General features: G+C 41.8%; 22 protein-coding genes. 14 read left to right on the forward strand and 8 right to left on the reverse strand.

What is annotated here, in order from left to right; translation table 11 throughout:
- Nucleotides 1–170 precede the first annotated feature (170 nt).
- The 3 genes from P1X15_RS11920 (at nucleotide 171) to P1X15_RS11930 (ending at nucleotide 2,621) form a co-directional block, all read left to right on the forward strand.
- Nucleotides 171–1,325 (forward strand): hypothetical protein, encoded by a 1,155-nt coding sequence (locus tag P1X15_RS11920; protein ID WP_277338348.1) that lies wholly within the window; start codon nucleotides 171–173, stop codon nucleotides 1,323–1,325.
- 96 nt (nucleotides 1,326–1,421) lie between these two features.
- Entirely contained in the window at nucleotides 1,422–1,706 is a 285-nt protein-coding gene (locus tag P1X15_RS11925) for a GNAT family N-acetyltransferase (RefSeq protein WP_277338349.1), read from the forward strand.
- Between the two features lie 15 nt (nucleotides 1,707–1,721).
- Nucleotides 1,722–2,621: a pirin family protein gene (locus tag P1X15_RS11930; RefSeq protein ID WP_277338350.1), complete on the forward strand. Its 900-nt coding sequence runs from the start codon at nucleotides 1,722–1,724 to the stop codon at nucleotides 2,619–2,621.
- A gap of 4 nt (nucleotides 2,622–2,625) precedes the next feature.
- Here P1X15_RS11930 and P1X15_RS11935 read toward each other — a convergent pair whose 3' ends face one another.
- Entirely contained in the window at nucleotides 2,626–5,742 is a 3,117-nt protein-coding gene (locus P1X15_RS11935; protein ID WP_277338351.1) for a cyclic nucleotide-binding domain-containing protein, read from the reverse strand.
- Between the two features lie 168 nt (nucleotides 5,743–5,910).
- Between P1X15_RS11935 and P1X15_RS11940 the strand changes: the two genes are divergently transcribed.
- The 4 genes from P1X15_RS11940 to P1X15_RS11955 all read left to right on the forward strand — a co-directional run bounded on the left by P1X15_RS11940 (nucleotide 5,911) and on the right by P1X15_RS11955 (nucleotide 13,123).
- On the forward strand, nucleotides 5,911–7,299 hold the full coding sequence (locus P1X15_RS11940; protein ID WP_277338352.1) for an ATP-binding protein: 1,389 nt from the start codon (nucleotides 5,911–5,913) through the stop codon (nucleotides 7,297–7,299).
- An 18-nt stretch (nucleotides 7,300–7,317) separates the two neighbouring features.
- Entirely contained in the window at nucleotides 7,318–9,522 is a 2,205-nt protein-coding gene (locus P1X15_RS11945; RefSeq protein WP_277338353.1) for an ATP-binding protein, read from the forward strand.
- Between the two features lie 32 nt (nucleotides 9,523–9,554).
- Nucleotides 9,555–11,744: an ATP-binding protein gene (locus P1X15_RS11950; RefSeq protein WP_277338354.1), complete on the forward strand. Its 2,190-nt coding sequence runs from the start codon at nucleotides 9,555–9,557 to the stop codon at nucleotides 11,742–11,744.
- Between the two features lie 125 nt (nucleotides 11,745–11,869).
- The gene (locus P1X15_RS11955; protein WP_277338355.1) at nucleotides 11,870–13,123 is read left to right on the forward strand and encodes an oxygenase MpaB family protein; all 1,254 of its coding nucleotides are present in this window, start codon (nucleotides 11,870–11,872) and stop codon (nucleotides 13,121–13,123) included.
- Between the two features lie 65 nt (nucleotides 13,124–13,188).
- Here the strand turns inward: P1X15_RS11955 and P1X15_RS11960 are convergent, their stop codons facing one another.
- Nucleotides 13,189–13,776 carry an HD domain-containing protein gene (locus tag P1X15_RS11960; protein ID WP_277338356.1) on the reverse strand — a complete coding sequence of 196 codons (588 nt, stop codon included), beginning with the start codon at nucleotides 13,774–13,776 and terminating at the stop codon, nucleotides 13,189–13,191.
- 256 nt (nucleotides 13,777–14,032) lie between these two features.
- Here P1X15_RS11960 and P1X15_RS11965 point away from each other — a divergent pair, with 256 nt between their 5' ends.
- Genes P1X15_RS11965 through P1X15_RS11975 form a run of 3 tightly spaced genes read left to right on the forward strand, consistent with a single transcriptional unit; the run spans nucleotide 14,033 to nucleotide 18,668 of the window.
- Nucleotides 14,033–14,587 (forward strand): hypothetical protein, encoded by a 555-nt coding sequence (locus P1X15_RS11965; RefSeq protein WP_277338357.1) that lies wholly within the window; start codon nucleotides 14,033–14,035, stop codon nucleotides 14,585–14,587.
- Entirely contained in the window at nucleotides 14,584–16,764 is a 2,181-nt protein-coding gene (locus tag P1X15_RS11970) for an NAD(P)-binding protein (RefSeq protein ID WP_277338358.1), read from the forward strand. Before P1X15_RS11965 ends, P1X15_RS11970 begins: the two co-directional genes overlap by 4 nt.
- Nucleotides 16,765–16,772: 8 nt before the next feature.
- The gene (locus P1X15_RS11975) at nucleotides 16,773–18,668 is read left to right on the forward strand and encodes an adenylate/guanylate cyclase domain-containing protein (protein WP_277338359.1); all 1,896 of its coding nucleotides are present in this window, start codon (nucleotides 16,773–16,775) and stop codon (nucleotides 18,666–18,668) included.
- Here the strand turns inward: P1X15_RS11975 and P1X15_RS11980 are convergent.
- The gene (locus P1X15_RS11980) at nucleotides 18,656–20,122 is read right to left on the reverse strand and encodes a PLP-dependent aminotransferase family protein (RefSeq protein ID WP_277338360.1); all 1,467 of its coding nucleotides are present in this window, start codon (nucleotides 20,120–20,122) and stop codon (nucleotides 18,656–18,658) included. The genes P1X15_RS11975 and P1X15_RS11980 overlap by 13 nt on opposite strands.
- Before the next feature lie 104 nt (nucleotides 20,123–20,226).
- On the opposite strand from P1X15_RS11980, the gene P1X15_RS11985 reads away from it, so the two are divergent.
- Genes P1X15_RS11985 through P1X15_RS11995 form a run of 3 tightly spaced genes read left to right on the forward strand, consistent with a single transcriptional unit; the run spans nucleotide 20,227 to nucleotide 21,773 of the window.
- Nucleotides 20,227–20,871, forward strand: coding sequence for a pyridoxamine 5'-phosphate oxidase family protein (locus P1X15_RS11985; protein WP_277338361.1), 645 nt, complete (start codon nucleotides 20,227–20,229; stop codon nucleotides 20,869–20,871).
- Nucleotides 20,872–20,883: 12 nt separating this feature from the next.
- A complete protein-coding gene (locus P1X15_RS11990) occupies nucleotides 20,884–21,411 on the forward strand; it encodes a DinB family protein (protein ID WP_277338362.1) in 528 nt (175 codons plus the stop codon).
- A gap of 11 nt (nucleotides 21,412–21,422) precedes the next feature.
- Complete coding sequence (locus tag P1X15_RS11995) at nucleotides 21,423–21,773, forward strand: cupin domain-containing protein (protein ID WP_277338363.1); 351 nt, start codon at nucleotides 21,423–21,425, stop codon at nucleotides 21,771–21,773.
- Here the strand turns inward: P1X15_RS11995 and P1X15_RS12000 are convergent.
- The 4 genes from P1X15_RS12000 to P1X15_RS12015 form a co-directional block, all read right to left on the reverse strand.
- On the reverse strand, nucleotides 21,754–22,410 hold the full coding sequence (locus tag P1X15_RS12000; RefSeq protein WP_277338364.1) for a YggS family pyridoxal phosphate-dependent enzyme: 657 nt from the start codon (nucleotides 22,408–22,410) through the stop codon (nucleotides 21,754–21,756). The genes P1X15_RS11995 and P1X15_RS12000 overlap by 20 nt on opposite strands.
- A 3-nt stretch (nucleotides 22,411–22,413) precedes the next feature.
- Nucleotides 22,414–22,863, reverse strand: a complete 450-nt coding sequence (locus tag P1X15_RS12005; RefSeq protein WP_277338365.1) for a GNAT family N-acetyltransferase — start codon at nucleotides 22,861–22,863, stop codon at nucleotides 22,414–22,416.
- Nucleotides 22,864–22,912: 49 nt separating this feature from the next.
- Complete coding sequence (locus P1X15_RS12010) at nucleotides 22,913–23,431, reverse strand: 3'-5' exoribonuclease (protein ID WP_277338366.1); 519 nt, start codon at nucleotides 23,429–23,431, stop codon at nucleotides 22,913–22,915.
- Between the two features lie 62 nt (nucleotides 23,432–23,493).
- A complete protein-coding gene (locus P1X15_RS12015) occupies nucleotides 23,494–24,462 on the reverse strand; it encodes a patatin-like phospholipase family protein (protein WP_277338367.1) in 969 nt (322 codons plus the stop codon).
- A gap of 224 nt (nucleotides 24,463–24,686) precedes the next feature.
- On the opposite strand from P1X15_RS12015, the gene P1X15_RS12020 reads away from it, so the two are divergent.
- Entirely contained in the window at nucleotides 24,687–25,661 is a 975-nt protein-coding gene (locus tag P1X15_RS12020; protein WP_277338543.1) for a polyprenyl synthetase family protein, read from the forward strand.
- A gap of 103 nt (nucleotides 25,662–25,764) precedes the next feature.
- Here the strand turns inward: P1X15_RS12020 and P1X15_RS12025 are convergent, their stop codons facing one another.
- A complete protein-coding gene (locus P1X15_RS12025) occupies nucleotides 25,765–26,127 on the reverse strand; it encodes a transmembrane 220 family protein (RefSeq protein WP_277338368.1) in 363 nt (120 codons plus the stop codon).
- Nucleotides 26,128–26,211 lie beyond the last annotated feature (84 nt).

The following is a 26,211-nucleotide window of genomic DNA, read 5'->3' on the forward strand; positions in this document are numbered from 1 at the left end:
TTAAGAGATTTGTAAAATTTATGTTTTCAAAAAAAGTAAGTATGTTTGACATCAGTAGATGCTGCTACACCATATTTTTACGTTAAAAGCTTATGTATTCCACTACCAGAAGTACGATATTGATATTTTTTTTGTTGAAAGCTTGTTTCGGTTTTTCTCAAGCTAATTTTATGAAAGGGGAAATTTATACTCCTTCAAAAGATACCATCTCAGGGTATATTGATTATCAAGAATGGACCCAAAGCCCGCTTAAAATTTCTTTTAAGAAGTCTTTAGATAAAGAAGTAGAGACTTTTACGACTTCTGATTTGTTGGGGTTTGAGATAATTGATACAAAAGAAAAATATGTATCGATGGATATCACACTCGAAAAACTCGTACGCGATATGGATCTAACGAAGTTTGGAACGATTGCTAAATATGCCAATCGAAAAAAAGATTTGAGGCTCAAATCTGCGTTTGTAAGGGTGCTATCGAGTGGCAAAATTACGCTCTATCATTTTGCCGATAATGAAATGGGGGAGCACTTCATCGTCAACAAAGACAAAAAAATTGAACCCTTGATTTATCATGTTGCTATGATTGACGAGGGGGCTTTGCACATTACAACCTATCAAGACCAACTTCGATTACTGACTGCTGATGGTTGTAAGTCTTTGCCTATCAAGAATCTGTCTTATAAAATAGTGCAACTGAGTAAGGTGATTGATAGTTATAATGCTTGCTTTAGTGAGTCGCCCGTAATGGAGACCAAAACAAGAGAAAAAGGAAAATTAGAATGGAGAATCATGGCAGGTATCAACGTCAATGCATTAAACCATACCATTTACAAAGACATTTCGGATGATGTTTATCGTGACGAATGGCGTGCTTTACCTACACCAGGAGTATTTTTAAATTATCAAGCCCCTCGCCTTAGAGGGAGATTGGCCCTACAAAATGAGGTTTATTTTTACCGTTATCAGAAAACTTTTACGACTAGGAATGGCGATAGAAGCTTTCATCATCTATTGAGCTATATCGGTATCAACAATTTGATTAGATATAGTTTCAAAATCTCAAATCCTACTTTTTATATGTTAGCTGGAATTTCAAACGGCATTATGATTAAAAATGAAAGTTATATGGAGTTACTAGGTAGTAAAAGAAAATTAGGGGAAGATTTTCGGAAACATGAAGTAGCAGTCGTAGCAGGGGTAGGATCTCGTTTCAAAAAAATGGCTTTTGAAGTGCGCTTTACGCTAGGAAATGGGTTTACTCCTTATCCCGATCATCGAAGTATCAGTAAATCCCTCTCTTTTATGGGGAGATATTACATAAAATAAAATGCTATGAGTAATCCAAAGCCGTTGAACTCATAGTCGAAAACAAAGTCAAAAATCGCAGTTTAGTTAATATGTATTTTCAAATTGTTTAATTTAATGGAAAACATTCAACACCAACAAAATGACAAGGGAGGTTCGTTTGATTATATTTTGAATGGACAAAAATTGGCCGAAATGGCTTATATCAAGGCAGGAGATACCAAAATTATTATTGACCATACCCATGTAGATGAAAGTCTAAAGGGACAAGGTATAGGAAAACGCTTGCAAACAGAGCTTGTCGCTTATGTAAGAGCCAATGATATCAAAGTGATTCCGCTATGTCCCTTTGCCAAAGCTACTTTTCAGAAAACGCCCGAATGGCAAGATGTGTTAGCCTAAAAATCAATCAATGATATGTCAAACGTTCAGATGATTATTGAAGAGCGCCCTGCTGATATTGGGAATTTTTTGGTAGGACGATTATTGCCTTTTCGTGGTAAGAGAATGGTAGGGCCTTTTATTTTTATCGACCACATGGGGCCGGCTTATCTCAAAGAATATCAGAATATTGACGTAGGGCCACATCCGCATATTGGGCTATCTACGTTGACGTATTTGTTTGAAGGCAACATCATGCACCGCGATACCCTCGGAACGGTGGTAGAGGTAGCCCCTGGCGAAGTCAATTGGATGACCGCAGGGAAAGGCATTGTGCATTCTGAAAGAACCCCCGAATATCTGCGTCATTCCGACAAGTACCTGCATGGCTTACAGATTTGGGTGGCTTTGCCCAAAGAACTCGAACAAATGGAGCCTTCTTTTCATCATGTAGGGGCAGAAGAACTACCCACTTGGGAAGAAAATGGGGTTATGTATAAATTGATTGCAGGTGAGGCTTTTGGTCATAGCTCTCCCGTGCCTGTATATAGCCAACTATATTTGTTGGAAATCAAAAGCGCCACTCGCCAAACCGTCCAAATTAGTCATGGACTGTATGGCGAAGCGGGTATGTATATTCTGGAAGGCAGTATCGAAGACGGAGGCATTAGTTATGAACCAAAGAGAATACTGGTAGCCAAAAATCCACAGCTTTGTGAATTTACTCTTGAGGCCAATACCACCGTATATGTGTTTGGGGGAGAGCCTTTTCCGGAAGAAAGGTTTATTTTTTGGAATTTTGTTGCTACGAGTCAAGACCTTATCGAAAAGGCGAAAGAAGATTGGCAAAACGACTTGTTCCCAAGGATTGAAGGAGAAGGCGACCTTGTACCTTTGCCTTCCCCTATTCCAAATTTAAAACCAAAAAAAACATAGACTCCTAACGGCTCGCAAGCGTACGTAGTTTGGTGTTTTGGTTGCGTATGCGCTGACACAGAATCTTAATGATATTTTTGAGTACTTCGCCTCGTTCATCCATAAGGTCATAAAAATCAGTTTGATCGATGCGGAAAAGGTGTACATCACTGAGGGCAGAAACCGTTGCTGAGCGGGGTTCTGCATCGAGCAGGGCTAGTTCGCCAAATACATCACCACGACCAAAGGTAGCCAATTGGACATGCCCGTCATAGATGCCTACTTCTCCGTCATAAATGACAAACATACTTGTTCCTAAGTCACCTTTCTGAAAAATCGTTTCTGCTTCTATGTAGCTTATTTCGCGCATGATAGGAGCAATACTACTTAGCACGTTTTCGGGAGTTTCGGCAAAAAGATCCGTGTTTTTCAGAACCATGACGCGTTCTGTAATCGAAACAGTAGCAGTGCTAGAAGAGTGACTCATGAGTTGTAAATCAGGATAATTAAACAATTGGTCGAGCGGCATTCCCCGTAAAGTGAGACGAATCGTCCAGTCGGTAAAAACATGGGAGCCTTGTTGGAGAATATAATTTTTAATGGATTCTTTGGCCGTGAAACTACCCATTTGCGCATCAATGAGGCGGATTTTGTCGGCATCGGAGGCATTGTCGAGCAGCGCATACAAGCTGCCGTATACTTGGCGGGGTACGATATTTTCTAGTAATTCAAGCGAATTGGCACGTCGCTCACGTGAGCTATGCAGAATACTCGTTTGAGTACTTGAAATCGCTTCTGGGTCGTAGAGTTGTTTCAAAAATCCAAAGATACGCTGTACTATAAGGTCTTGCTCGTAGGTAAGACTATTTTTGAGGTCTTGTTCGAGCGGTTCTATTTGGGCATGTAGAAGTCTTTGAGCTAAGATTAGTTCTTCGTGCAGGAGTTTTTTAAATAATTTTTCTTCCTTTTTGAAGGAATCAAAATGATGTAACGCTTGTAAGGCCGCCGTACGAACCGATACATTGGGGCGCTGCAACAATTCGATAAGTAACCCAAAAGCTTCGGGCGTTTTCATTTGGGAGCAGGCAGCTACCGCACGGCGGGCTGTAAGAGCATCTGCATCGCTAGAGACGCGTTTTTGGAGCAAAGGGAGAGATTCTTTTTCGAGCAAAGCTAGACTTCTAGAAGCAGCTCGCCAGTGGCGCTTTTCGGCTAAAAAGTCAATCAGTTTTTGTATCAACTCGGTATCCGGAAAAACACCTGCGGTATGAATAGCGGCATCAACCACTTCTTCATCGGAATGCTCAAAGGATAGCTTTACGAAGTCTTGAAAGGAATTTAGTTGCAGCGTTTTTACAATTTCAAGTACCGCCAACTGACTACTACTGTTGGGGTTTTGGCGCATTGCTTCAAGCGCGGTAAGGGCAAATTTATGGTTTGGATTAGGCTTGAGCAATCCCAAAATTGCTCCTTTGCGTACCATCAAATCGGGTTTATAGAGAAGTTCGATTCCATTTTTTTCGGATTCTTTACTCACAATACGCGCCGCTGTTTGTCGAATCGCTGGCGAAACATCCTCCAACGCCATTTGTTGTAATTGGCTATTTTTAATCACCAATCCCAACTTATCAATTGCTTCCAATGCACTCAATCTCACTTGGTCGTGAGGATACGTAAGTAGTTCACCGATAGAGGTCTGTAGTTTGTCGGAGGAGACTCCATGCATGCGATTGTGAGCGAGCCATTCGATAGCGTTTACTATTTCTTTGGGTTTGGTACTTTTGAGATTACGTAAAATAGCGTGAGTTGCTTCTTCAGGAATCGCCAAGTCTTCTACCGCTACAAAACGTTTGCTGAGAGCATCTTGGAGAGTGGAGACGTATTGGCGATAAGTACGGTACAAAAACCACAATGAGAATATAGCTCCCACGATGATTTCTTCTACCAAAAACCACTCGCTACCCTGCCACAAATGATGACTCAAATAAAGCATCAGTCCGCCGATACCAAGTCCTAAAGGTTCATAAAAGCCTTTGGCTAGAGTATGGCCTCTGAGGCGTTGGTGGGTAGAAAGAGGCTGAAACAATACCAAAAATACGGGATCAAACAATGCCCTACGTACTACTTCAAACCCCAAATACACAAAACAGTAAGCAATGAGTTGAATAGACTGGTCGAAGTCTCCCAAAAACACCACCGTCAATCCCAAAGCCGCTCCTAGACCTCCGATGGGTAGTAAAGCGAGCACGCGGTTGATACCAAAATGCTCGATGGTCTGGCGCGACACTACAAGTTTCACAAACGTGGCGAGTAAGTAGGTAATTGCCAAAACACCGCCAAGGTATTTCATCACATCGGCTTGGCTGTGGAGCTTGTATTTGACATTAATAAAAAAGGCATATTCAACCCCTGTGGCCATAATAGCTACTGCCGTCAGACTCAGACACATCGCAAATATCAGTTCGCTACCTCCAAACAACTGCGTAATAAGTCGCGGCAGATGTTTGCGATGAAGAGGCTCAGAACCGTGTCCTGTAGACACATGGTGTGAACGAAAAGTCAGAACCGCTGTGTACATCGCTGCCCAAAAGAACCCAAACGCCAAAAACAACAGTACTATTAGTTCAGTATGGCCATGAATGAGTACCGCAAGCATACCCCCGAGGGCTTTGGCGGGCATGTCTCCGGCACTGATTACGCCAAAAAGTCGTTTACTTTGGCGTACATCAAATACCACGGCCGATACACCCCAAAATTCGAGATTGGTCAGAAGATAAATGGCACGGTAGCCCACCATAATCGTCACCGCTGCCGCTATGGAATGTCCTACGTTGACCAGTATCAAAATGATAGCCGTGAGAACAATCACCGACCAAAGTACCCTGATGACCAGTTTGTCGAGACGTAGATGATGCTCAAAATAAGTGTAAAGCTTCCCAATCAGCATCATTCCCGCTGCCGAAGCCATGTAGGCAATAGGAAGGCTCGTTTCGGGGTGATTTTCGAGCAAAATAACATTGGCCGACACATAAATAAGCATGGTGCCGAACCCCAAGAAAAAATGATGTAAAAAAAACAGTCCGACGGTTTTGACTTCATCGGCTCTGATTCCTAAGGAACGATACAGTGGGTGAGGCAACATAAAAGACTCTCTAGCCGAATACAGTCGGCGGGTTAAGTAAGCTAGTGTTTATGAAAAGACCGTTTAGCTTTTTCAGTTTTTGACAAAAATACGGATATTGGAGAAAAAACAACGGTAAGTGAGGTGTATCGCCAACGATTCATCATAAATCCTTAATATTTTTCGGCTATGAACTTTGTGTATCCTTTCTTGGTGGCGTTTTTTCTTCTGCCATTTGAGCAAAAATTTCTGAGGCTCAAAGAAACTCTTCCACACTGGGATGAACGATTAAAATATGCTCGACTTATTGCATTTGGGTTGCTAGGTCTCCAAGTTGCTTTTAGTATCAAATGGTTGGTTCCACCCATTTTTTTTGGATTATTGGCGATGGCGGCTGTACCAGCCTATTTGCTTCGCTATCACACTCCCAACGCCCGTTTGTTACTTTGGATGATTGGCCCTTTTGGGATTGTATACTTGATTGATAATCTTTTCAAATATTGGACACCCAAATTTTACAAATCGCACGAAGAAATCTTTGACTCCGCTACAGGTATGGCGCTACTTTCGATGTTTGTGTTTGCATTGATGGCGCGCAACCAACAAAAAAGCTTTGATAAAGCCCTCAATGAAGAACGCCTCAAAAGAGAACAGGAAGAAGAGGCTAATCGTATTTTGGAAGCTAAAAAGCTAGATTTGGAGTCGCAGGTGGCTGAGCGAACGGCTGAAATTTTAAAACAAAAGGAAGAACTCCAACATGCCCTCGACAATCTGAAAGCGACCCAAGAACAGTTGATTCAATCAGAAAAACTGGCCTCTCTGGGCGAACTTACGGCGGGAATTGCCCACGAAATCCAGAATCCGTTGAATTTTGTTAACAATTTTTCTGATGTATCAGTTGAGTTGTTAGAAGAGCTAGAAGAAGAAAGAAAAAAAGACGCCACGGAGCGAGATAGTGAGCTGGAGGAAGAAATTTTAAATGATTTGATTCAAAATTTACAAAAAATCAACCATCATGGACGCCGAGCCGCAAGTATTGTATCGGGGATGCTGCAACATTCGAGAGCAAGTACGGGCAAAAAAGAAATCATAGATATCAATGCTTTGGCAGACGAATATATGCGGCTTAGTTATCATGGATTAAGAGCGAAGGACAAGTCTTTCAACGCCAACATGGTCACGGAGTTTGATGCTACCCTGCCAAAACTAGAAGTAATCCCGCAAGATTTGGGACGTGTTTTCTTGAATTTAATCAACAATGCTTTTTATGCAGTATATCAGCATTCGCTTCGGCCCGAGATAGCAGGTAGCGGCTATCAACCTACGGTGTGGGTCAAAACAAAATGGACGGGTGAGGCCGCCGAAATTTGTATTGAAGACAATGGCATGGGTATACCTGACGAAGTAAAATCTAAAATTTTTCAACCTTTCTTTACAACCAAGCCTACCGGGCAAGGGACAGGCCTTGGGTTATCGCTGGCGTATGATATTGTTACGAAAGGTCATGGCGGTACTATTGAATTGGAAAGTGAGGAAGGAAAAGGTACTAAATTTATTATTAATTTACCGATCAATTAGTTTTCAAAACCTTATTGCATGAAGTATTTTATTTTACTTTTAGTGGTTTTGTGCAGCTTTGGTGGCTGGGCACAAAAAAAGTTAGAACCATTGGATGAATCAGAGCAATCCGGTACCACTTTAGCAAAACATTGGAAGTGGCACCGTGGCGACAATCCTGCTTGGGCAAACCCCACCTTGGTTGATTCTACTTGGGAGGCTTTTTCGCCTACCACATCTATTCACAAATTGCTCTCACTTAGAGAGGCCCAAATCGCCTGGTTTAGGCGTCCTATCAAGATTACGCAGGCGCTGGTTAATAAGCCTTTAGCGCTGAGTATCGATCAAGTAGGAGCGTCGGAGATTTATATAGATGGCAAACTCCTGAAAAAGCTAGGAGTAGTCAGTATCGACTCCAAAAAAGAAGTGACACATTCGGTAGAGAGATTTATCCCTTTTAGCCTGCCCGATACCAATCTTCACGTGATTGCGGTGAGGTTTTCTTACACCAAATCTAACTTCTACTATCCTGGTACCAATCAAGATACGTTCGAGCTTAAGTTTGACCAAGTAAGCAATATTGGGGATATTGTGTACAACAGTGGTATACGTAAGTCAGAGATATTTTATTTGGCGATGGGGATTTTCTTGGTGTTTGCCGTTCTCCATTTTTCTTTTTACGCCTCTAATCGTGCCCGCAAGGTAAGCCTTAGCTTGGGTTTTACGATGTTGACTTTTGCCCTGGCGTTTTTGCTGGAGAATCTCGAACATCATCAATCAAACTCCTCTTTAAGACAAGTTTATCAACTTGTGGAGTTGATAGCATTCTATGCTGGATTTATACTGATTAATACATCGCTTTATTTGTACCTAAGCCAGCCTTTTAGGGTATTTTTCTATCTTCAACTAGGGCTCATAGTAGGGAGTGTGATATGCTTAATATTTGGTTATGGGATGCCGATTGCCGTGGAAGTATGGCTTGCCCCTTTACTGATTTTTGTGGATTTTATAAGGGTTAGTATCCTAGCCGACAGGCGTAGAGATCCCAATGCAAAAGTACCTATTTATTCACTAATAATAGGGGCTGCCTTTTTTGCATTGGCTATTATGATTGTGATAGCTGGTAGCATGATGGTCGATAATTATAACTACACCAAAAGCTCAGGTTTTCAAATGATAATGATCATAGCAATCGTACTTTGGGTACTCATGTTTTTTAGTATTCCAGTCGGGTTGTCATTTTCATTGGTAAAGGAGTACTCTCGCACACATCAAGCACTACGCAAAAAACTTCAAGAAGTAGAAAAACTCTCCGCCCAAAACCTTGCTCATGAGCAAGAAAAACAGCAAATGTTAGCGGCTCAAAACGAAATACTTGAACGACAAGTAGCAGAGCGTACCGCCGAACTACATGAGTCGTTGGAAGAGCTAAAAGCGGCGCAGGCACAATTGATACAGTCAGAAAAATTGGCTTCTTTGGGTGAACTGACAGCGGGGATTGCGCACGAAATTCAGAATCCTTTGAATTTTGTTAATAACTTCTCTGAGCTTAGTATAGAGCTGCTAGATGAGTTGCAGGAAGAAAAACGTAGAAGCACCCTTGCTATAGAAGAAGATTCTCTGGAAGAAGAAATTTTTGGTGACTTGGTGCAAAATTTGAGTAAAATCAGTCATCACGGCAAACGGGCAAGTAGTATTGTCAAAGGAATGCTCGAACACTCTCGGAATCATTCTGGCACCAAAGAAATGACCGATTTGAACAACTTGACTGATGAATATCTTCGACTGGCTTATCATGGAATGAGAGCCAAAGACAAAGCTTTTAATGCTGACTTTAAAGCTAATTTAGACCCTTTGATTCCCAAAATAGAAGTAGTAGGGCAAGATATAGGGCGGGTGATATTGAATCTAACCAACAACGCTTTTTATGCTGTACATCAGAAAGCCCTGCAAAATTTGCCTTCTTATAAGCCATTGGTTCAAGTATCTACGCAGCTGGTGAGAGATTCGGACGAAGAGCAGTGGATAGAAGTTCGGGTCAAAGACAACGGGACGGGAATTCCTGACGCCGTAAAGAGTAAAATCTTCCAGCCATTCTTCACCACCAAACCTACCGGCCAAGGCACCGGGCTGGGCTTGAGCCTTGCCTATGATATTATAACCAAAGGGCATGGGGGAGAAATGACGGTAGAATCTCAAGCAGGAGAAGGTACTGAATTTATCTTTAGGTTACCAGTATCATAATGGACTAAAATACGCGAAAACAGCCTTCTACAATGAAAAAATACGGTCTATTCATCGTTTTGCTTTTGTACGTCAGTCAGGTTTTGGGGCAGAGTATTATTAGTATTGACTCTATTCCATTGAAAGGATTAGTCCTTGAAAAAAACTGGCGATGGAGCGCAGGCGATAGTCCCGAATGGGCCAATCCCGAATTTGACGATAGCGCATGGAAAGAAGTGAATCCTACCCAAGACCTAGCCAATATTCCTAATCTTACTACCAAGGGAATAGGATGGTTTAGGGCTACTTTGGAGTTTTCGCCAGTGGTAGCGCAGCAGCTCAGTACCTTACAAATCAGTCAAAGCGTAGCTTCGGAGATATACATAAATGGACTTTTGGCGCGTAAAATCGGTGTGGTCAGCACTAATCCAGAGCAAGTGAAAGCAGTCAATTTGTTTAACCACTACAACATTGGCTTGCCTTATTCTGTAAGTTATCCTTATGTTCAGATTTCAATTCGGGTGGCTTACGAACAAAACCCCTTTTACAATCGCGTAGGTTTCAACCAAAGCCACTGTTTTAAAGCTACCGTCGTTGCTACCGAACATGCCAGTACCATTAGCCGAGCCATACGTCAGCAGACTTATTACGGGTGGTTTCAAGTAGGGGTGTTTTTTATTCTTACCTTTCTGCATTTGTCGTTTTTCTCGCTTTATCGCACGCAGCGTGCCAATCTCTATTTTTCACTGACTACCTTGTGGTTGGGAATTGCGTTTTTGTGTATACCGCTTACGTTAGATTATTTCGAAAACTTGACGGAGTATTTTCTGGCCGAATTTGTGCAGACAATTGCATTCCCTATTGCGTACTTGTTTTTGATACGGGCTATATATGAAATCTATCATCAACCTACGGGAGTACTTTATTGGATGATAGTGGTGTTCGGTATATTGGTTGTTATTTCACTCTTCACCCCCTATTCGTTAGGATCGGTATGGGCTGAGCTAGGTACCGAACTCCTCATGACTGCCGAAGTAATCAGAGTCACGGCTTTGGCTTTGCGGCGGCATTTGCCAGGCGCAAGGCTTATCATGATTGGGATGGGGGTGTCTTTGGTAATGTTTCTGTTTTTTTACGTAGATATTTTGCTCAAAAACTATGGGTTTAGCCCCATTATTGAGAGTGGATTGGGGGGCGTAATTACTTATCAAATTGCGGTATTGTGTGTGCCTTTGTCGATTTCGCTGTATTTGGCGATTAGTTTTTCTAAAACCAATAAAGAACTCATCGAAAAACTCCAAGAAAACAATGAACTCAGTAAGCAAAACCTGCGGCAAGAGCAAGAAAAACAACAGCTTTTGGCAGCTCAAAACGAAACTTTAGAGCGCCAAGTAAAAGAGCGAACGGCGCAGCTGGAGCAATCTTTAGAAGAACTAAAAGCGACTCAAAATCAGCTCATTCAGAAAGAAAAAATGGCAAGTTTAGGGGAGCTTACGGCTGGGATTGCGCACGAAATCCAGAATCCACTCAATTTTGTGAATAATTTCTCGGAGGTAAGCATGGAACTCGCCCAAGAACTCGCCGAGGAACTCGACCGCGACCCCATAGACAAAGAATTGCTGAAAGAATTGGCGGGTGATTTGACCCAAAACCAACAAAAAATTAACCATCACGGAAAGCGTGCGAGTAGTATCGTGAAAGGAATGTTGGAGCACTCGCGCAACAATACCGGAGAGATGCAGCTTACAGACCTCAACGCGCTCGCCGACGAGTACCTCCGCCTGAGCTATCATGGACTACGAGCCAAAGACAAAACCTTCAATGCAGATTTTAAGGGGGAGTTTGACGAGAAGCTACCCAAATTGAAAGTCATGCCACAAGAACTTGGGCGAGTACTACTGAATCTTCTCAACAATGCCTTCTATGCTGTTCATGAAAAAGAACGCCTAAGAATCCCTAATTATCAGCCTTTAGTGACAGTTTCGACGCATTATCGAGAAGATGATAAGCAGGGAGCTTGGGCCGAAATCAGAGTCAAAGACAACGGAACTGGGATTCCTGAAGCAATAAGAACGAAGATTTTTCAACCCTTTTTTACCACTAAACCCACTGGCGAAGGTACGGGGTTGGGACTATCTTTGAGTTATGATATTGTTACAAAAGGTCATGCTGGAACCTTCGTGATAGAAAGTGAAGAAGGAGAAGGCACCGAATTTTTTATTTCATTGCCTTATCGTGGATAAAAATTTAAGAATAGTAATAATCTAGCAATAAATAAGTGCGTTTCTGAAGCCTTAATAGTGATTTTTAGTAATTTATTGTAGATTTACTACGACTAAACCAGAATCCCTACTAATCTCAATTTGTTATGTTATTACTCTTCTTGGCATTGTTGGTGGGGGCATCAATAATTTTTGCCATATGGTATTATTTCATACTTAAAAAGGCTACTTCTAAAGCCGTTTTGATTGCCCAAGCCCCACCCCAAAGTTGGTCTGACGAATTCTTGGAAAATAAACGCCTACATACTGATCTTGTTGCTGACGAAGTGGTCAAGAGTATCATGAAGCAAGGGGAGAAAAATCATGTCAACAGGTTGTTTGGGATGATTGTGAACGATAATGATACGCTTCCTGAGGAGCTTCCACACCAACTCAAAAAATACTTTGAAGATACGGCTCAACTTCCTCCTTGGGCTGATGAAGATATGATCAAACTCGGACAGCAAATTTATATTCGTCATGGAGTTTTGATTAGTTTGTTGTTGTCATTTAAGTCTCTTCCAGAATGTTATGCTTGTGCCAAGGGTGCAATGGTTCTTTTTCATACGGCTCGTCTCAATGAGCAGCATGGCTCAATGGATACTTACTCACGCCGGATTGCCGAAACTGCCCAATTTGTCTTGTATGCCATGTCGCCAGGGGGCTTATCGCCTGAGGGACGGGGCATGCGAGCTATTCAAAAAGTAAGATTGATTCATGCCGTCATTCGATTTTATTTACATCAAAAAGATTGGGACGTGGCTCAGTTTGGAGAGCCTATCAACCAAGAAGATATGGCGGGGACATTGATGTCATTTTCGGCTCTTGTCCTAGAAGGGCTTGAACTGATAAACGTCGAACTGACTACTACAGAAAAAGAGGCATACATTCATTGCTGGCGAGTGATTGGGCATTTGATGGGTCTTGATGATGATTTGATTCCTATCAATGCTGCCGATGCATTGGCGCTCGGTCATCGGATTTTAGATCGCCAGATTGCTCCTAGCGAGCAAGGGAGATCTTTGATGGAGGCTTTGTTGAGATTTCAGGAAAAAACATCACCTGTAGCGATAGACGCTGATACTACCCAACAAATGATGCGATTTATGATGGGGGATAAAATTGCAGATATGTTAGGAGTACCTCCCGCAGATAAACAATCAGTGGAGCAGCTAGCCAATAAGGTCCGTTTTTTTGTGGATGTAGAAGAGGTATTAGATCGTACTATACTGTTAGCGATATTGGTTCAAGCTGTCAGTAAAATCATGCTTCAACGAATGATAGACTTGATGGATAAAAACCAAATTATCAATTTTTATATTCCAGAATCTTTGCAGCGAGATTGGGGAGTTTCTGCTTAAACAAATGCGCTAATTTGTAAACGAGCACAGTTGTTTAAGCTTGCTAAAAGTAAGAGTGAATGTGGCTAATAATGTTTAGTAATTTCACATAACTCGTCAAGATATTGTTGCTTTTTGGCTTTACGCCAATATTGAGCAGATGCAGTCCAGTACTGGTGAGACGACAAAAACTTGACCTGAATTTGGTTCCAAGTTTCGATGTTTGGTACCATCTCTCTTTCTCGAAGCTCTTCGTAAAGACTATGAGCGATAGGCCAAAAATCATCCCGGCCCAGATAGTCAAGGTCAGCATCTGCGATGATTTGTTCGAGATGAGTTAAGGGCGTCTGAGGAATTTTGGTAGCCATAATCATCCCACAAATTTTTTCGATTTGTGGATTTGAATAACCAAATGAAGGCAAGGTGAGATTGGCGATTCGGCAGCTTTCCTCTTCATGACCTCTATAAGTAGTAATAAAACCTAAGTCATGATAAAAAGCAGCAGTTTTGAGCAAAATAAGTGGCTCTTCTTCTTCAATACCTTCGGACGAAGCAATCTTCAAAACCGCTTCAGCTACATCAATAGTGTGGTGATACCCATGATAGGTAAGTGTAGGAGAGAGGTTTTTTTTTAGTTTTTCGAGTATGTAATTTTCGACAGCTAGAATATCCATTTGGATAGATTAATTATGGTACAAATTTTAAGAAAAATTTGATATTACCAATCATAGTTTCAAAGTTGGCAATCAGAGGAGCACTGCAACTAATCAAACGCACTTATGACCTAAACCTATACAGATGAATACCATCAATTATTTTTTGGAACATGTACTCCACATCAATTTAGGGGATTATCCGCCTATTCAAGTTTTTTTTCTCACATTGGGTACCTTTTTTTGGATAGTTGTTTATAGAGATACCATCCTAAACATGAGACGGTATAAACTCGTTGAGATTCCCATGATTGTGGCTGCGTTGGATCTTTCTTGGGAGTTTTGTTGGGGGTTTTTACTCGAAAATGACTACGCTCCCTTTTTTAAATGGGCTTGTATAGTTTGGTTTTTTATGGATGCCTACATCAATTACTATACTCTCAAACATGGCACCAAACTAGTCACTAATTCTTGGATTAAGAAAAATTATCTTCTGATTTATCTATTTATTCTGATTGGTGGGGGTTTTATTACTTATTTTATGAGATATACACACCAAGATGATGGTATCGGCGCTATTTCAGCTTTCTTTATCAACCTCGTCATCTCTAGTACCTATATTTATCAATTACTCACCTACCCTCACTACCGTTATCAAGAATTTAGTTATCGTATTGCATGGGCAAAGTTTCTCGGAACTGGGTTTATTGCGTTAGGTTGTGCCCTACATTACCCCGACAATCATTTTTTGCATACTATGTCGGGCATGGTTTTCATCATGGACATGGTGTATATTTATTTGTTTAAAACCTACGTCCCAGAAAATCAATGAAAAAGAAAAAAGTTGCCGTTGTTGGAGGAGGATTAGGTTCTCTATCAACGGTCTATCATCTCATGATGCAGCCTGAGGCTAAAGATTTGTACGAAATCACGGTGTATCAAGCAGGCTGGCGATTGGGAGGTAAAGGAGCAAGCGGTGTCAATCCAGAAATGGGATTTAGGGTAGAAGAGCATGGGGTTCATTTTTGGTTTGGATTTTATGAAAATGCTTTTCGAATGATAAAAAATGTGTACGCAAAATTGGCACGTCCCAAAGATGCTCCATTGGCTACCTTCGAAGAAGCTTTTAAACCGCAGCCTAACGTTGACTTGTCTCAAAAAATCAACAATCAGTGGGTAGATTGGGTTTTGGATTTGCCCCCTATATCGGGTACTTTGGGAGATGGAAAATTCCCAAACCCTGTGGAGTTAATATTTGAAATTATATTTCATAAACTTGCCGACGAATTTAAGGAAGGTATCGTAAAAGTAGAATTAGGATTTTGGGATTCTATTATCAGTTTTTTTCGAAAACTATTTAAACAAAAAAGAGAGCATCCTCGCCTTCAAAACTCCTTGGATGGATATATTCAGAAAGTGGAGGAAGGTCTTCTTACTAAAACTTTTAGCCATGCCGTTGAAAAACATTTAAGAGTGATAGGGACGGTACTGAGCAATAAGCAAACGCATCATGCAGAGCATGTAGAGGCGCATATTGAGCATTTAGAATCAGTACACCACTGGATTTGGGATTCGATAGGGCATTTGATTGAAAAATTTCCTCATCTGTTGCGTATTTGGTGCATTATTGACTTTGCCATTGTGGCTACCAAAGGCATCTTCAAAGATGGAGTAATAAAGATGGAGCACGGTAAAATGACCTTAGACTTCAGTGTGATTAATGATTATGACCTCAAAGAATGGCTGATTATACACGGGGCTGACAAACATTTTATTTATGAATTTCCCGCTATCAAATTGATGTACGATGGGCCATTTGCTTTTTATAAAGGGGCTGTTTCGGCTCCCAACGTAGAAGCGGGGACTGCCCTCAACATCCTTTTTAGGTGGGTACTTACAAGCAAAGAAAATTTTATATGGCGAATGCAGGCAGGAATGGGAGATACCATCTTTGCCCCTTTATATCTATGGCTCAAAAAAGAGTTTCCTGAAAATGTTCGCTTTCAGTTTTTTGAGAAAATTTCAAATCTGGTATTGTCAGAAGATAAAAGGTATGTAGCTGAAATTGAGGTAGAAAAGCAAGTGAAGTTGCAGGAAGGTTTAACCGAATACAACCCTTTGATAGAGGTAAAAGGGCTACCAAGTTGGCCTTCTCGACCACTGTATGAGCAATTGGACCCATCACAAGCACAGATATTACAAAAGCAGAATATTGACCTAAGTAGCGATTGGACAGGCTGGAAAGGTGAAAAAATTATCAAAAAATGGGGTGAAGATTTTGACGAAGTGGTGATTGGAGCGTCGGTAGCATCGCTTCCGTATTTTTGTAGTGAGCTTATTGAAGCCAACAAAGCTTGGGCTAATATGCTTGATAAAGTGGGTACGGTACAAACGCAAGCGTTTCAGATTTGGCTCACCAAAAGCCCTGAACAACTGGGGGCGCATCCCCAAAAAGTGTTATCAACTTATGTAGAGCCACTTGATACTTTTGCAGAAATGAATCAAGTATTGAGTCGAGAGGTTTGGGAGGGTGCCTATGTTCCTAAGTATTTGTTTTATGTGTGTGGCGCATTTGCAGAGTCTGAATTGATACCTCCGTTGGATTTAAGTTATTTTCCTGAAAGTCAACGCCAAAAAGTTTATGACAGTATGAAGAGTTTTATTGAAAAAGACTTACGTCATATCCTACCCGGGGCTTTTGATGAAGCAGGACAATTTGATTGGAATATTTTATTCGACCCCTACAATGGGATAGGAGAGGAGCGTCTTAGGAATCAGTATTGGAGGGTCAATATTGATTCCTCAGAGCGCTATGTATATTCCTTAAAAGGCTCTTCTAAGCACCGTTTGCAGGCTCATGAAAGTGGCTTTACCAATGTAGTGCTTACAGGAGACTGGATTCAGAATGGCCTTAATACTGGATTTGTAGAAGGAGCCGTGGTGTCAGGGATTTTGGCAGCGAGAGCCGTTTCAAAAAATGATACAATAGACCTATTTTTACCGTGGTAGTCGGAGATATGAAAAAACGAATTCTACTTTTATTGGCATTTCTTCTTATAAAAACGCTGTCTTGGGTAGAGGCGCAAGTGGTGGTTGACAACCAGTGGAAGTATCGTGTGGTAGAAGCAGATATGCAAGTATTACCAATGAAAAACGAGTTTGTTTATAAGGATAGTATGGTGGTTAGGGGGATATATGATGCACAATTTTTACCTTTTGAAAGTGCTTTTATTAAAGGACAAGAAACCTACAATTGGCTAAAACTAAAAGTCACCAATCAGACTACTATTGCTTCGCCTTTCTATATCGGAACCAATCGATTCGAATTCCTGACATGTTGGGTTAAGACCGATTCTACCTTGATAGGGCCTCTTAAAAGTGGTATTAAAATAGCGGATGATGAGAAAGCCCTACCTGTATCAGGTCTTGCTTTTTTTGAATTTGAGTGTAAACCCAACCAAACGGTGACGATTTATCTCAAAGCTGTGAACAAAGACATGCCTATCACGCCGCAGATGAGGGTTCCGCTGATTGTGACCACTAAAAAATACTTTCAGAACAACTATGAAGGCCCAAGCGACTTTACTTTTATGTATTTAGGCGCTACGATTATCATGTTGATTTCTAATATCCTGCTATTCTTTTTTACCCGAATAAAAGCCTATTTTTATTATTGTGGAGAGGTCATAAGTGGGATTTTTTTTATCATAGGTATTACTCCTCAATTTGCGTATCCACTATATGGACATAGCGATGTAAATCGCGCTCCTATTTCTATTTTTGGGACTTTTGTAGCTATATTTTATATTTTACTTGCCCAAAATATTCTAGAAATTAAAATATATTACCCCAGAGTAAACAGGTTCTTGAATTATGTTTTGGGGGCGTATTTGTTTTCGGTTGTTTCCAATTTTTTTCCAAGTTTAGAACTCATCAGGGCAACAATCAATTACTTGGCGTTTTTTATAGCTTATCCTACCATTTTTGTGGTCTGTGTGTTGATGTCTTTTCGAAAACATTTGCCCAGCATTTTGTTTTTTGTAGCTACCTTTTTTTATGTAACAGGTACGATATTGATGGTGTTGCAAATTTTGGAAATCATCCCGCTGTTTTTGTTTGGTATTACGGCGACTACCATGTCTCAGATTGCAACTATTCTTGAAAACTCGCTCTATTCTTTAAGTTTGGGGGCGCGTATCAATGAAGTACGTCATCTTCGTACTCAAGAGGCTATCGAGCGACTGAAAGCGCAGCAACTATTGGCCGAAAAAGAGCAAACTAGAAAATTATTGTTAAATACGCTGCCAGAAAGTACAGTAGATGAACTCATCAAAAACGGAGCGGTAAAACCTCGATTGTATGATGCTACTACGATTCTTTTTATGGATATAGTAGATTTTACGAAGCATACAGAGCAGATGTCGCCAGAAGATTTAATCAAGGAGCTGGATTACTATTATAAAAATTACGACGAAATAGTAGTAAAATATAAACTTGAGAAAATAAAGACGATTGGCGATGCCTATCTCGCTATCTGTGGCATTCCCGAGCCCAATGAGCGCCATGCTCATCAAGTGGTGGAAGCTGCCCATGAAATATTACGTTTTGTGAACCAAGAAAAAGAGCAAAGATTATTACAAAATAGGCGAGCATTTGAGGTGCGAGTCGGGATTCATAGCGGGCCTACTATTGCTGGGGTAGTAGGTAAGTCTAAGTTTGCGTATGATATTTGGGGTGATACTGTCAATACCGCTGCAAGAATGGAGCAAAATGGTAAGGCAAATCGAATTAATGTTTCGGAAGCAACTTATGCCCTGTTAAAAGACGATTTTAAGTTTGAATACCGTGGTAAAATCGAAGCTAAAAACAAGGGAAAAATTGATATGTATTTTGTTGAAATTCAAACAGTATGAAGTATCTGACGTAATATCTCCACGCATTGCTCCAGCTCAGTAATCGTAGAAGAGGCAAACCCCAAACGTGTATGATGAGTCAAAGGAGCGTGAAATTTACCGTCTGCAAAAAACAAACCTTTTTTGAGGGCTTCAGTAGCGAGCATTTCTAGGTCGATACTTGGGTCGAAATGTGTCCAGACGGCCATACCTCCATCGGGAATTTGAAATTGGAGATAGGAGCTTAAATAAGTCGAAAGTAACTCACAAAATGCGTCGCGCCGGATGCGGTATTCGCGTAGGGATTTGCGGATATGTCGCTGAATGACCCCGTTTTGGAGTAGTTCGGCGAAGGAATTTTCGAGCATCAAATCGCCTTGTCGGTCGATGATGCGTCTCAGTTGGGATAAATGATGAATTACGTTTTCGGAACCTACCAGGTAGCCTACTCGAAACGCGGGCGAAATCGCTTTTGTAAAAGAACCACAGTACAAGACCATCCCTTGGCGGTCGGCACTTGCCAAGGGGAGGAGTGGTTGACTTAAATAATGAAAATCGTAGTCATAATCATCCTCAAACACGATAAATTTGTAGGCTTCTGCCAAGTGAAGCAGCTGAAGTCGGCGATCGGCGCGTAGCGCCACAGTGGTAGGGTAATGGTGATGTGAAGTCACATATACCATCCGAATCGGCTGCTGTTGGCATAGTTTTTCAAGGGCTTCGATGACCAATCCGTGGGCATCTACGGGGATTTTGATGAGTTCGGCTCCTGCTTGTAAAAAACTCATGTTGGCGCCTCCCCAGCTCAATTCGCCTACTACGACTTTGTCGCCTTTTTTGAGTAAACCTGTACTTGCTAGATAAAGCCCCATCACCGTTCCACGAGTGATAAGGATATTGTCGGCGGTGGTTTTGAGGCCACGGGTTTCGTTGAGATAAGCCGACAGCTCTCGTCGCAGCCATGCCGAGCCTTTGGTATCGTTGTAGCCTAGTTTCACATAAGGGTTGCCCTGTAGAAGTTGTGAACGATACGCCCTCGACAGTTCGGCTAAGGGTGCTAGACGCGGGTCTGGAAAGCCATCGTCGAGGTGGAGAGAAGCCGATGCCCCTAATACGCCGCGAGCTAAGTGAGGGGCTGCTTCTATCCTAAAACCAGCCGTTTTGACGGGATTGGCGTTTGAATTTTGGTTTTTATCTAAAGGTGTGGGGTGGATTTCTGGTAAATTTTCTACTACATAGGTGCCGCTTCCAGTGCGAGTTTCGAGCCATCCTTGTACTAGCAGTTCGTCGTAAGCCTGAACAACAGTCTGTCGGTGGATATTCAATAGCGCGGCCATTTGTCGCGAACCTAGTAGCTTTTGGCCTGCTCGTAATTCTCCTCCTCTGATGAGAACCATGAGCTGATTGGCGAGCTGTAAATAGGCAGCTTGCTTGGCGGTTTTGTCAAGGTGAAGGAGGGATTGATAAGCTACCATTGGTGATAAAGTGGACTACTGATTTTGTGAAAAGTGGACACTTAAAGTGAGCCAGTAAAGGTATAATTTTGTATCAAAATCAACAACATTCAATTTTTCAACCCATGCAGCCCACTTCCAAAACTACTCCTAGCCGCTTGGCCAAACGCACACGGCACGACGACGAAGCCATTTACGCGATTTTAGACGAAGCTTTGTTTTGTACCGTAAGTTGTGTCATTGACGGTCAACCTTTTGCGATTCCGACGGCCTTTGCGCGTTATGGCAATTATGTGTATATCCACGGTTCGGTAGGTAGTCATTTTATACGTGCTATCGAAAATGGTGCACCGGTGTGTATCTCAGTAATGCTTACCGATGCGCTTGTGGTAGCCAAGTCTGCTTTTTCTCATTCGGTCAATTATCGCTCTGTGATTATGTTTTCGAGTGCCGAAAAAGTAGAAGCCTATCATCCCAAAGCAGAGGCTTTGAAATGGATTACGGAAAAAATAGTACCCAATAGTTGGGATTATTTGCGACCTATGACCGAAAGCGAAGTAAGAAAAACAACCGTTTTGGCTTTTAAAATCGAAGAGGCATCGGCCAAGTATCGCACAGGTATGCCCAACGACGAAGTCGAAGACAAAGCACTGCCGATATGGTCGGGATTGATTCCGTTGCGAACTATTCGGGAAGCTCCCCTTGCCGATGATAGCAGTCAGTCGTTATCTTTGCCAGCGCATTTGATTCCCTCTGACATTTCAATTTAACCCACTATTCCCATGAAACGCTCCGATATTCGGCATATGCCGCAGTTTTTTGACCGTTATATTTTGCTCGTAGATGATATTGATGTCATAGAAGGGCTAGAACAAACGGCCTCGCTTTTTGAGACGCCCTCGGTCAAGCAGGTACTTATTACTCTTGGCGACCAAGTGTATGCACCGGGCAAATGGACTGTTAAGGATATTTTGCAACATTTAATTGATAATGAGCGCATTATGTCGTATAGAGCGATGCGTTTTGCGCGTAACGACAAAACCGCTCTCCCGGGTTATGATGAAGACCTTTTTGGGGCTAATACCACCGCATCTCAGCGTAACCTCGACGATTTGTTGGACGAATTTGCGATAGTGCGCCGCTCCACTATTGCCCTTTTTAAGAGTTTTAATGATGAAATGTTTCTTCGAGAAGGCATTAGTTTTAACCAGCAAATCTCTCCTTTGGCTTTGGGGTTTGTGCTGATAGGGCATCCGATTCATCATCTTAGGGTACTTCGCGAACGTTATTTCCCGTTGGTGCAGGGTTGAGACAAATTGATATGATGTTTCCAAACAAAGTATGTTTAGCCGAGGCGCACCAAAAACTTGGAGAAGTTTCGGCGGTATTTCTGGAAGTATTTCGGCATGGTACACTTTCGGTGGAGCTATATCAGCCCGAAGGAGAAGACAAACAAACGCCTCACTCGCGCGATGAAGTGTATATTATTGCAGCGGGTGAGGCGGTATTTGAGCTAGAAGGCCAAAAGACGCCGGTCAAAACGGGTGATTTTTTGTTTGTACCCGCGAGAGCGGTTCACAGGTTTGTCGAGTTTAGCGAAAATTTCTTGACCTGGGTACTTTTTTATGGTCCCGAAGGGGGAGAAAGTCCTCTCAACGAGAACCAAAAATAGCACTTCCTACTCTGACGAGTGTACTGCCCTCTTCGACCGCAATCGAATAGTCGCTACTCATACCTATCGATAGTTCGGCGAGGGAGTTGGCGCAAATTGTGGCATTGAGTTCGTCAAAAAATTGCTTCAATCTTCTGAATTCTTCACGGATTTGGGCGGTATTGTCGGTATTGGATGCCATGCCCATCAATCCTACGATGCGTACATTTTTCAACGCTTTGAAACCCTCGGAGGTCAGTAGTTCCTTTGCTTCGCTTTCCGAAAGTCCAAATTTGGTTTCTTCTTGGGCAATAAAAATCTGTAACAAGCAGTCAATAACGCGCTCATTTTTGGCCGCCTGTTTATTGATTTCTTGTAGCAGTTTGAGGCTATCTACGGAGTGAATCATGGCCACAAACGAAGCCATGTATTTGACTTTATTGGTTTGTAAATGACCAATCAAATGCCATTCGATGTCTTTGGGCATTTGTTCATATTTGGTCACCATTTCTTGTACTTTGTTTTCGCCGTATCGTTTAAAACCCGCTTCGTAAGCCTCCATGAGCATAGCTACGGGCTTGGTTTTGGTAACGGCGATGAGTTTGGCGTTGGGGCCAAGACTATTTTGGATTTGTTGGATATTTTGAGCAATAGACATACTTTAAAAATCAAGGTGGCAATTAATCCATTCGCCGTCGAAGCGAGTGCCGTATTTTTCATAAAAATCAATGGCAGGTTTGTTCCAGTCGAGCACTTGCCACATCATGCCAGTGCAGTGGGTAGCTTTGGCTTCTTCTACGGTAGCGTCAAATAGTTTTTTGCCGAGGCCATAGCCACGCATTGTCTCGGTCACTACGATGTCTTCGAGGTAGAGGCGTTTGCCTTTCCAAGTAGAGTATCGAAAATAATAGAGCGAAATCCCAACGACTTTGTCATCTACTTCGGCCACAAAAAGTCCAAAAATAGGGTCTGGCCCGAAACCATCTTTGAGCATCATTTCGGGGGTATTGGTGACTTGCTCGGGGGCTTTTTCGTATAGAGCAAGTTCTTTTACAAGTTCAAATACGGAGGGTACATCTTCGGGCAAGCCCTTTCTAATTTTGATGTTCATAGTTGAGAAAAAATACTTTAGAATAGTCATTTATTGTAATATGCGGCCACTAGAACTTTATCTTTAATCCAAGCTCCTTTTTCATTGTCAGTAGGGCTTCTGCATTTCCTTTGGCATCATCTACTGGATTGTGTGTATGTTTTGTTTTTCGTAAATGTTTGAATGTTTTGAAAGTGTCTTTTTCAATTCCTTTATAAAGACTACCTAAGTTTTGAGAACTAAATCCAAATGGATTTGTCCCTGTAAAATGATGAAAATACCAACAAATAAACATCCAATCAAAACCATTGTTATCGCTAATGAATATGGGTCTATCTTTGCAAGTTTCTTTAATCCAGTTTGCAAAGTTTGTCATTACGAGTTTTGGTTCTTCAAAAGCTAAAGTTTCTTCTCTTGAATATCCTGACACATTGAGCGCTTCAGGAATAAATTTTTCGGAAATGGGTTTAAGTTTTCCATAAAATGTTTTGTCAAGTTGCTCGTCCACTAAAACGGCTCCAAAACAAATCATAGAAAAGTCTCCCGGAATGGGTCCATCACTTTCTATGTCGACCATTACATATGCCATTATTTTGAGTCTGTTTACGATCTCTAGTAAAAAACTACGCCTAACTTCTCATAGCTATTCTCTTATTCAAACCCACTACTGTCTTCTGAAGTAGGTACTGCAGAACTTGTTTTGGTGGGCAGAGAAGGTAATCCATGCGCTTGGAGGTATTCGTAGCCAGTTTGGTAACCTTGCACGATGAGCCTGACAATGTCGTCGGAGTTGAATTTGAGCATATCAAGATGCAGAGGCTCATGTGGCCGAATCACCGTTAAGTTGAGTTGGCGGCCTTTCAATCCTTCTTTTTCGACATAAGCCTGCGCCCAAGCGATATCACTATTAACGATTTGGTTGACGTTGATGTCTTTGACGCGGTCTAGGAGTTTGAATAAATTGCGATAATTGACGGGTTCGTTATAAATATGCTCGGCATGGCAAGCCACACACACGATTTCGGTGGCTCCGTCTTCAAGGGCTGCTTTGAGGGGCGCTACTACACGCATACCGCCGTCGAGGTAGGCAGATTTGCGTTGACCTGCAATAGTGACGGCAGGCATAAGAGTAGGCAACGAACTACTCGCAATCACGTATTCTACAAAATGCTCATCTTGAGGGCAAGCATATACCATTTTCCCACTGATGACATCCACTGCCCCTACTTTGATTTTGATTGGGCTGTTTCGTAAAATAAATGCATCGATATTGTTACGGACTAGGTTGTGGAGGGGAGTAGTATCAAGCAGCCCATCAAAACGACTCATCAGGGTATCAACACCCAAGCTAAAGCGTGAGCGCATCAAAGCAATGTCTTCGGGCTTGGTGATGTTTTTGACCCAAAATTCAATCAATTGGCGGCTAATGGTTGGCCAGTCTACTTTCTTAGATTCTATTGATTTTTTACCTGCCTCATTGACCATATAACTCGCGTTCAGACTTCCTACTGAAACGCCATATACCATCTCTGGCTCAAAGCCTTTTTCTAAAATTGCCTGAATTACTCCTACTTGAAAAGCTCCTTTAAGGGAGCCACCTCCTAATACTAATGCCTTCATATTGTTGTACTGTTGATGTGAACGAGCGGCGAAATTTATCAAATTCGATGAATAAATGACGCTCGGACGAAACAAATTATTGAAGTTTGGTGTAATGTTAACAGATTTGTACCAAATTTGGCGTTTGTCCGAAAACAAACCCAAAAAAGATTTAAATACAATAATTTGCTCTTCGGGTGACAGTGACCCTCCAAGAGGGTTTATTGTAAGCTACCAACGAAATGATGCCCCTCTCATTAAAAGACATACAAGCCCCTATTGCTTCTGAAATGGAAGCCTTTGAGCGAAAGTTTCGGCAGTTTATGAAAAGTGAAGTAATGCTGCTCGACCAAATCATGAACTACATTGTACGTAGAAAAGGCAAGCAATTGCGACCGATGTTTGTGTTTTTGACGGCAGGTGTGAGTGGTACCATTGGCGAAAGTACCTACCGAGGTGCTGCCCTGATTGAATTGCTACATACGGCTACGCTTGTGCACGATGATGTGGTGGATGAGTCCAATTATCGGCGCGGATTTTTCTCGGTCAATGCCCTCTGGAAAAACAAAATCGCCGTTTTGGTAGGAGATTATCTTTTGTCGAGAGGTTTATTGCTTTCAGTTGATAATAAGGATTTTACACTTTTGCAAATCGTCTCCAATGCAGTACGAGAGATGAGCGAAGGGGAGCTGCTTCAGTTGGCTAAAGCACGGCGTTTGGACATTACAGAAGAGGTGTATTTTGAAATCATTCGCCAAAAAACAGCCTCTTTGATTGCTTCTTGTTGTGGGGTAGGGGCGAGTTCGGCGGGGGCTTCTAGCGATTTGGTAGAAAAAATGCGCCAATTTGGGGAGAAGGTAGGGCTTGCATTTCAAATCAAAGATGACTTATTTGATTTTGGCGAAGCCGAAGTGGGCAAGCCTTTGGGCATTGATATTAAAGAAAAGAAAATGACTCTTCCGTTGATTTATGCTTTGAAACAAACGACATGGAGCAATCGGCGACATATCATCAACCTCATCAAAAATCACAGCGATAAACCCCAAAAAGTAGCTGAGGTGATTAAGTTTGTGCGGGAATCGGGAGGGATTCAGTATGCGACTCAGCAGATGCAGAAGCTAGTGGAGGAAGCTCGCATTATTCTACATTCTTTTCCCGAGTCAGTATATCGAACCTCCTTGGAAGGTCTGGTGCAATATACGATTGATAGAAATAAATAGGATTGGGTATTGTAGAGACGTAACATGTTACGTCTTTATTGTGGGATGTAACAATGTTACGTCTTTGATTGTCGAATATTGTAGAGACGAGAGACGTAACATGTTACGTCTCTACGACCAATTTGTTACGTAAAAAAAACATCACCAACATTCCAATTCCTGAAATCACCAAACCAAGCGATTCGCGGGCTAGTTCGATATTGATACTACGCATTTGCATTTCTCCCCAAAATACGCCTTCATATTGGGGAGGCCACTGTTGATAAGCTGCAAAAAAATACGCTAACGCCATAATCACAAATACATAACTACGCGGAGCTTTTGCAAAAAAGATGCTCAAACAAGCCGCTACCGCAATCCCATAAATAGGCATCCATATTTCGGGGTCGGGGTCGTTGTATTGCACTACCACAAAATAGGTAAACAAAAGGGCGAAAAAGAGAGAAACGATTTTGGTCAGATTCATGATGCTTGAGGAAATAACAGATTTTTGGGTATTGTGTTTGTGGTTAGAAGGAGATACAAAGGTAGGATGAACAAAAGTCCAAAA

Source organism: Runella sp. MFBS21 (assembly GCF_029433105.1).
Taxonomy (GTDB): Bacteria; Bacteroidota; Bacteroidia; order Cytophagales; family Spirosomataceae; genus Runella.

Coding starts and splice junctions, on each gene's coding strand:
- P1X15_RS12025 (WP_277338368.1), bottom strand. CDS start 26,127: ATGAATCTGACCAAAATCGTTTCTCTCTTTTTCGCCCTTTTGTTTACC.
- P1X15_RS11940 (WP_277338352.1), top strand. CDS start 5,911: ATGAACTTTGTGTATCCTTTCTTGGTGGCGTTTTTTCTTCTGCCATTT.
- P1X15_RS11995 (WP_277338363.1), top strand. CDS start 21,423: ATGATGTTTCCAAACAAAGTATGTTTAGCCGAGGCGCACCAAAAACTT.
- P1X15_RS11965 (WP_277338357.1), top strand. CDS start 14,033: ATGAGACGGTATAAACTCGTTGAGATTCCCATGATTGTGGCTGCGTTG.
- P1X15_RS11970 (WP_277338358.1), top strand. CDS start 14,584: ATGAAAAAGAAAAAAGTTGCCGTTGTTGGAGGAGGATTAGGTTCTCTA.
- P1X15_RS12010 (WP_277338366.1), bottom strand. CDS start 23,431: ATGGCATATGTAATGGTCGACATAGAAAGTGATGGACCCATTCCGGGA.
- P1X15_RS11980 (WP_277338360.1), bottom strand. CDS start 20,122: ATGGTAGCTTATCAATCCCTCCTTCACCTTGACAAAACCGCCAAGCAA.
- P1X15_RS11920 (WP_277338348.1), top strand. CDS start 171: ATGAAAGGGGAAATTTATACTCCTTCAAAAGATACCATCTCAGGGTAT.
- P1X15_RS11930 (WP_277338350.1), top strand. CDS start 1,722: ATGTCAAACGTTCAGATGATTATTGAAGAGCGCCCTGCTGATATTGGG.
- P1X15_RS11985 (WP_277338361.1), top strand. CDS start 20,227: ATGCAGCCCACTTCCAAAACTACTCCTAGCCGCTTGGCCAAACGCACA.
- P1X15_RS11925 (WP_277338349.1), top strand. CDS start 1,422: ATGGAAAACATTCAACACCAACAAAATGACAAGGGAGGTTCGTTTGAT.
- P1X15_RS11945 (WP_277338353.1), top strand. CDS start 7,318: ATGAAGTATTTTATTTTACTTTTAGTGGTTTTGTGCAGCTTTGGTGGC.
- P1X15_RS11950 (WP_277338354.1), top strand. CDS start 9,555: ATGAAAAAATACGGTCTATTCATCGTTTTGCTTTTGTACGTCAGTCAG.
- P1X15_RS12020 (WP_277338543.1), top strand. CDS start 24,687: ATGCCCCTCTCATTAAAAGACATACAAGCCCCTATTGCTTCTGAAATG.
- P1X15_RS12000 (WP_277338364.1), bottom strand. CDS start 22,410: ATGTCTATTGCTCAAAATATCCAACAAATCCAAAATAGTCTTGGCCCC.
- P1X15_RS11960 (WP_277338356.1), bottom strand. CDS start 13,776: ATGGATATTCTAGCTGTCGAAAATTACATACTCGAAAAACTAAAAAAA.
- P1X15_RS12005 (WP_277338365.1), bottom strand. CDS start 22,863: ATGAACATCAAAATTAGAAAGGGCTTGCCCGAAGATGTACCCTCCGTA.
- P1X15_RS12015 (WP_277338367.1), bottom strand. CDS start 24,462: ATGAAGGCATTAGTATTAGGAGGTGGCTCCCTTAAAGGAGCTTTTCAA.
- P1X15_RS11955 (WP_277338355.1), top strand. CDS start 11,870: ATGTTATTACTCTTCTTGGCATTGTTGGTGGGGGCATCAATAATTTTT.
- P1X15_RS11935 (WP_277338351.1), bottom strand. CDS start 5,742: ATGTTGCCTCACCCACTGTATCGTTCCTTAGGAATCAGAGCCGATGAA.
- P1X15_RS11975 (WP_277338359.1), top strand. CDS start 16,773: ATGAAAAAACGAATTCTACTTTTATTGGCATTTCTTCTTATAAAAACG.
- P1X15_RS11990 (WP_277338362.1), top strand. CDS start 20,884: ATGAAACGCTCCGATATTCGGCATATGCCGCAGTTTTTTGACCGTTAT.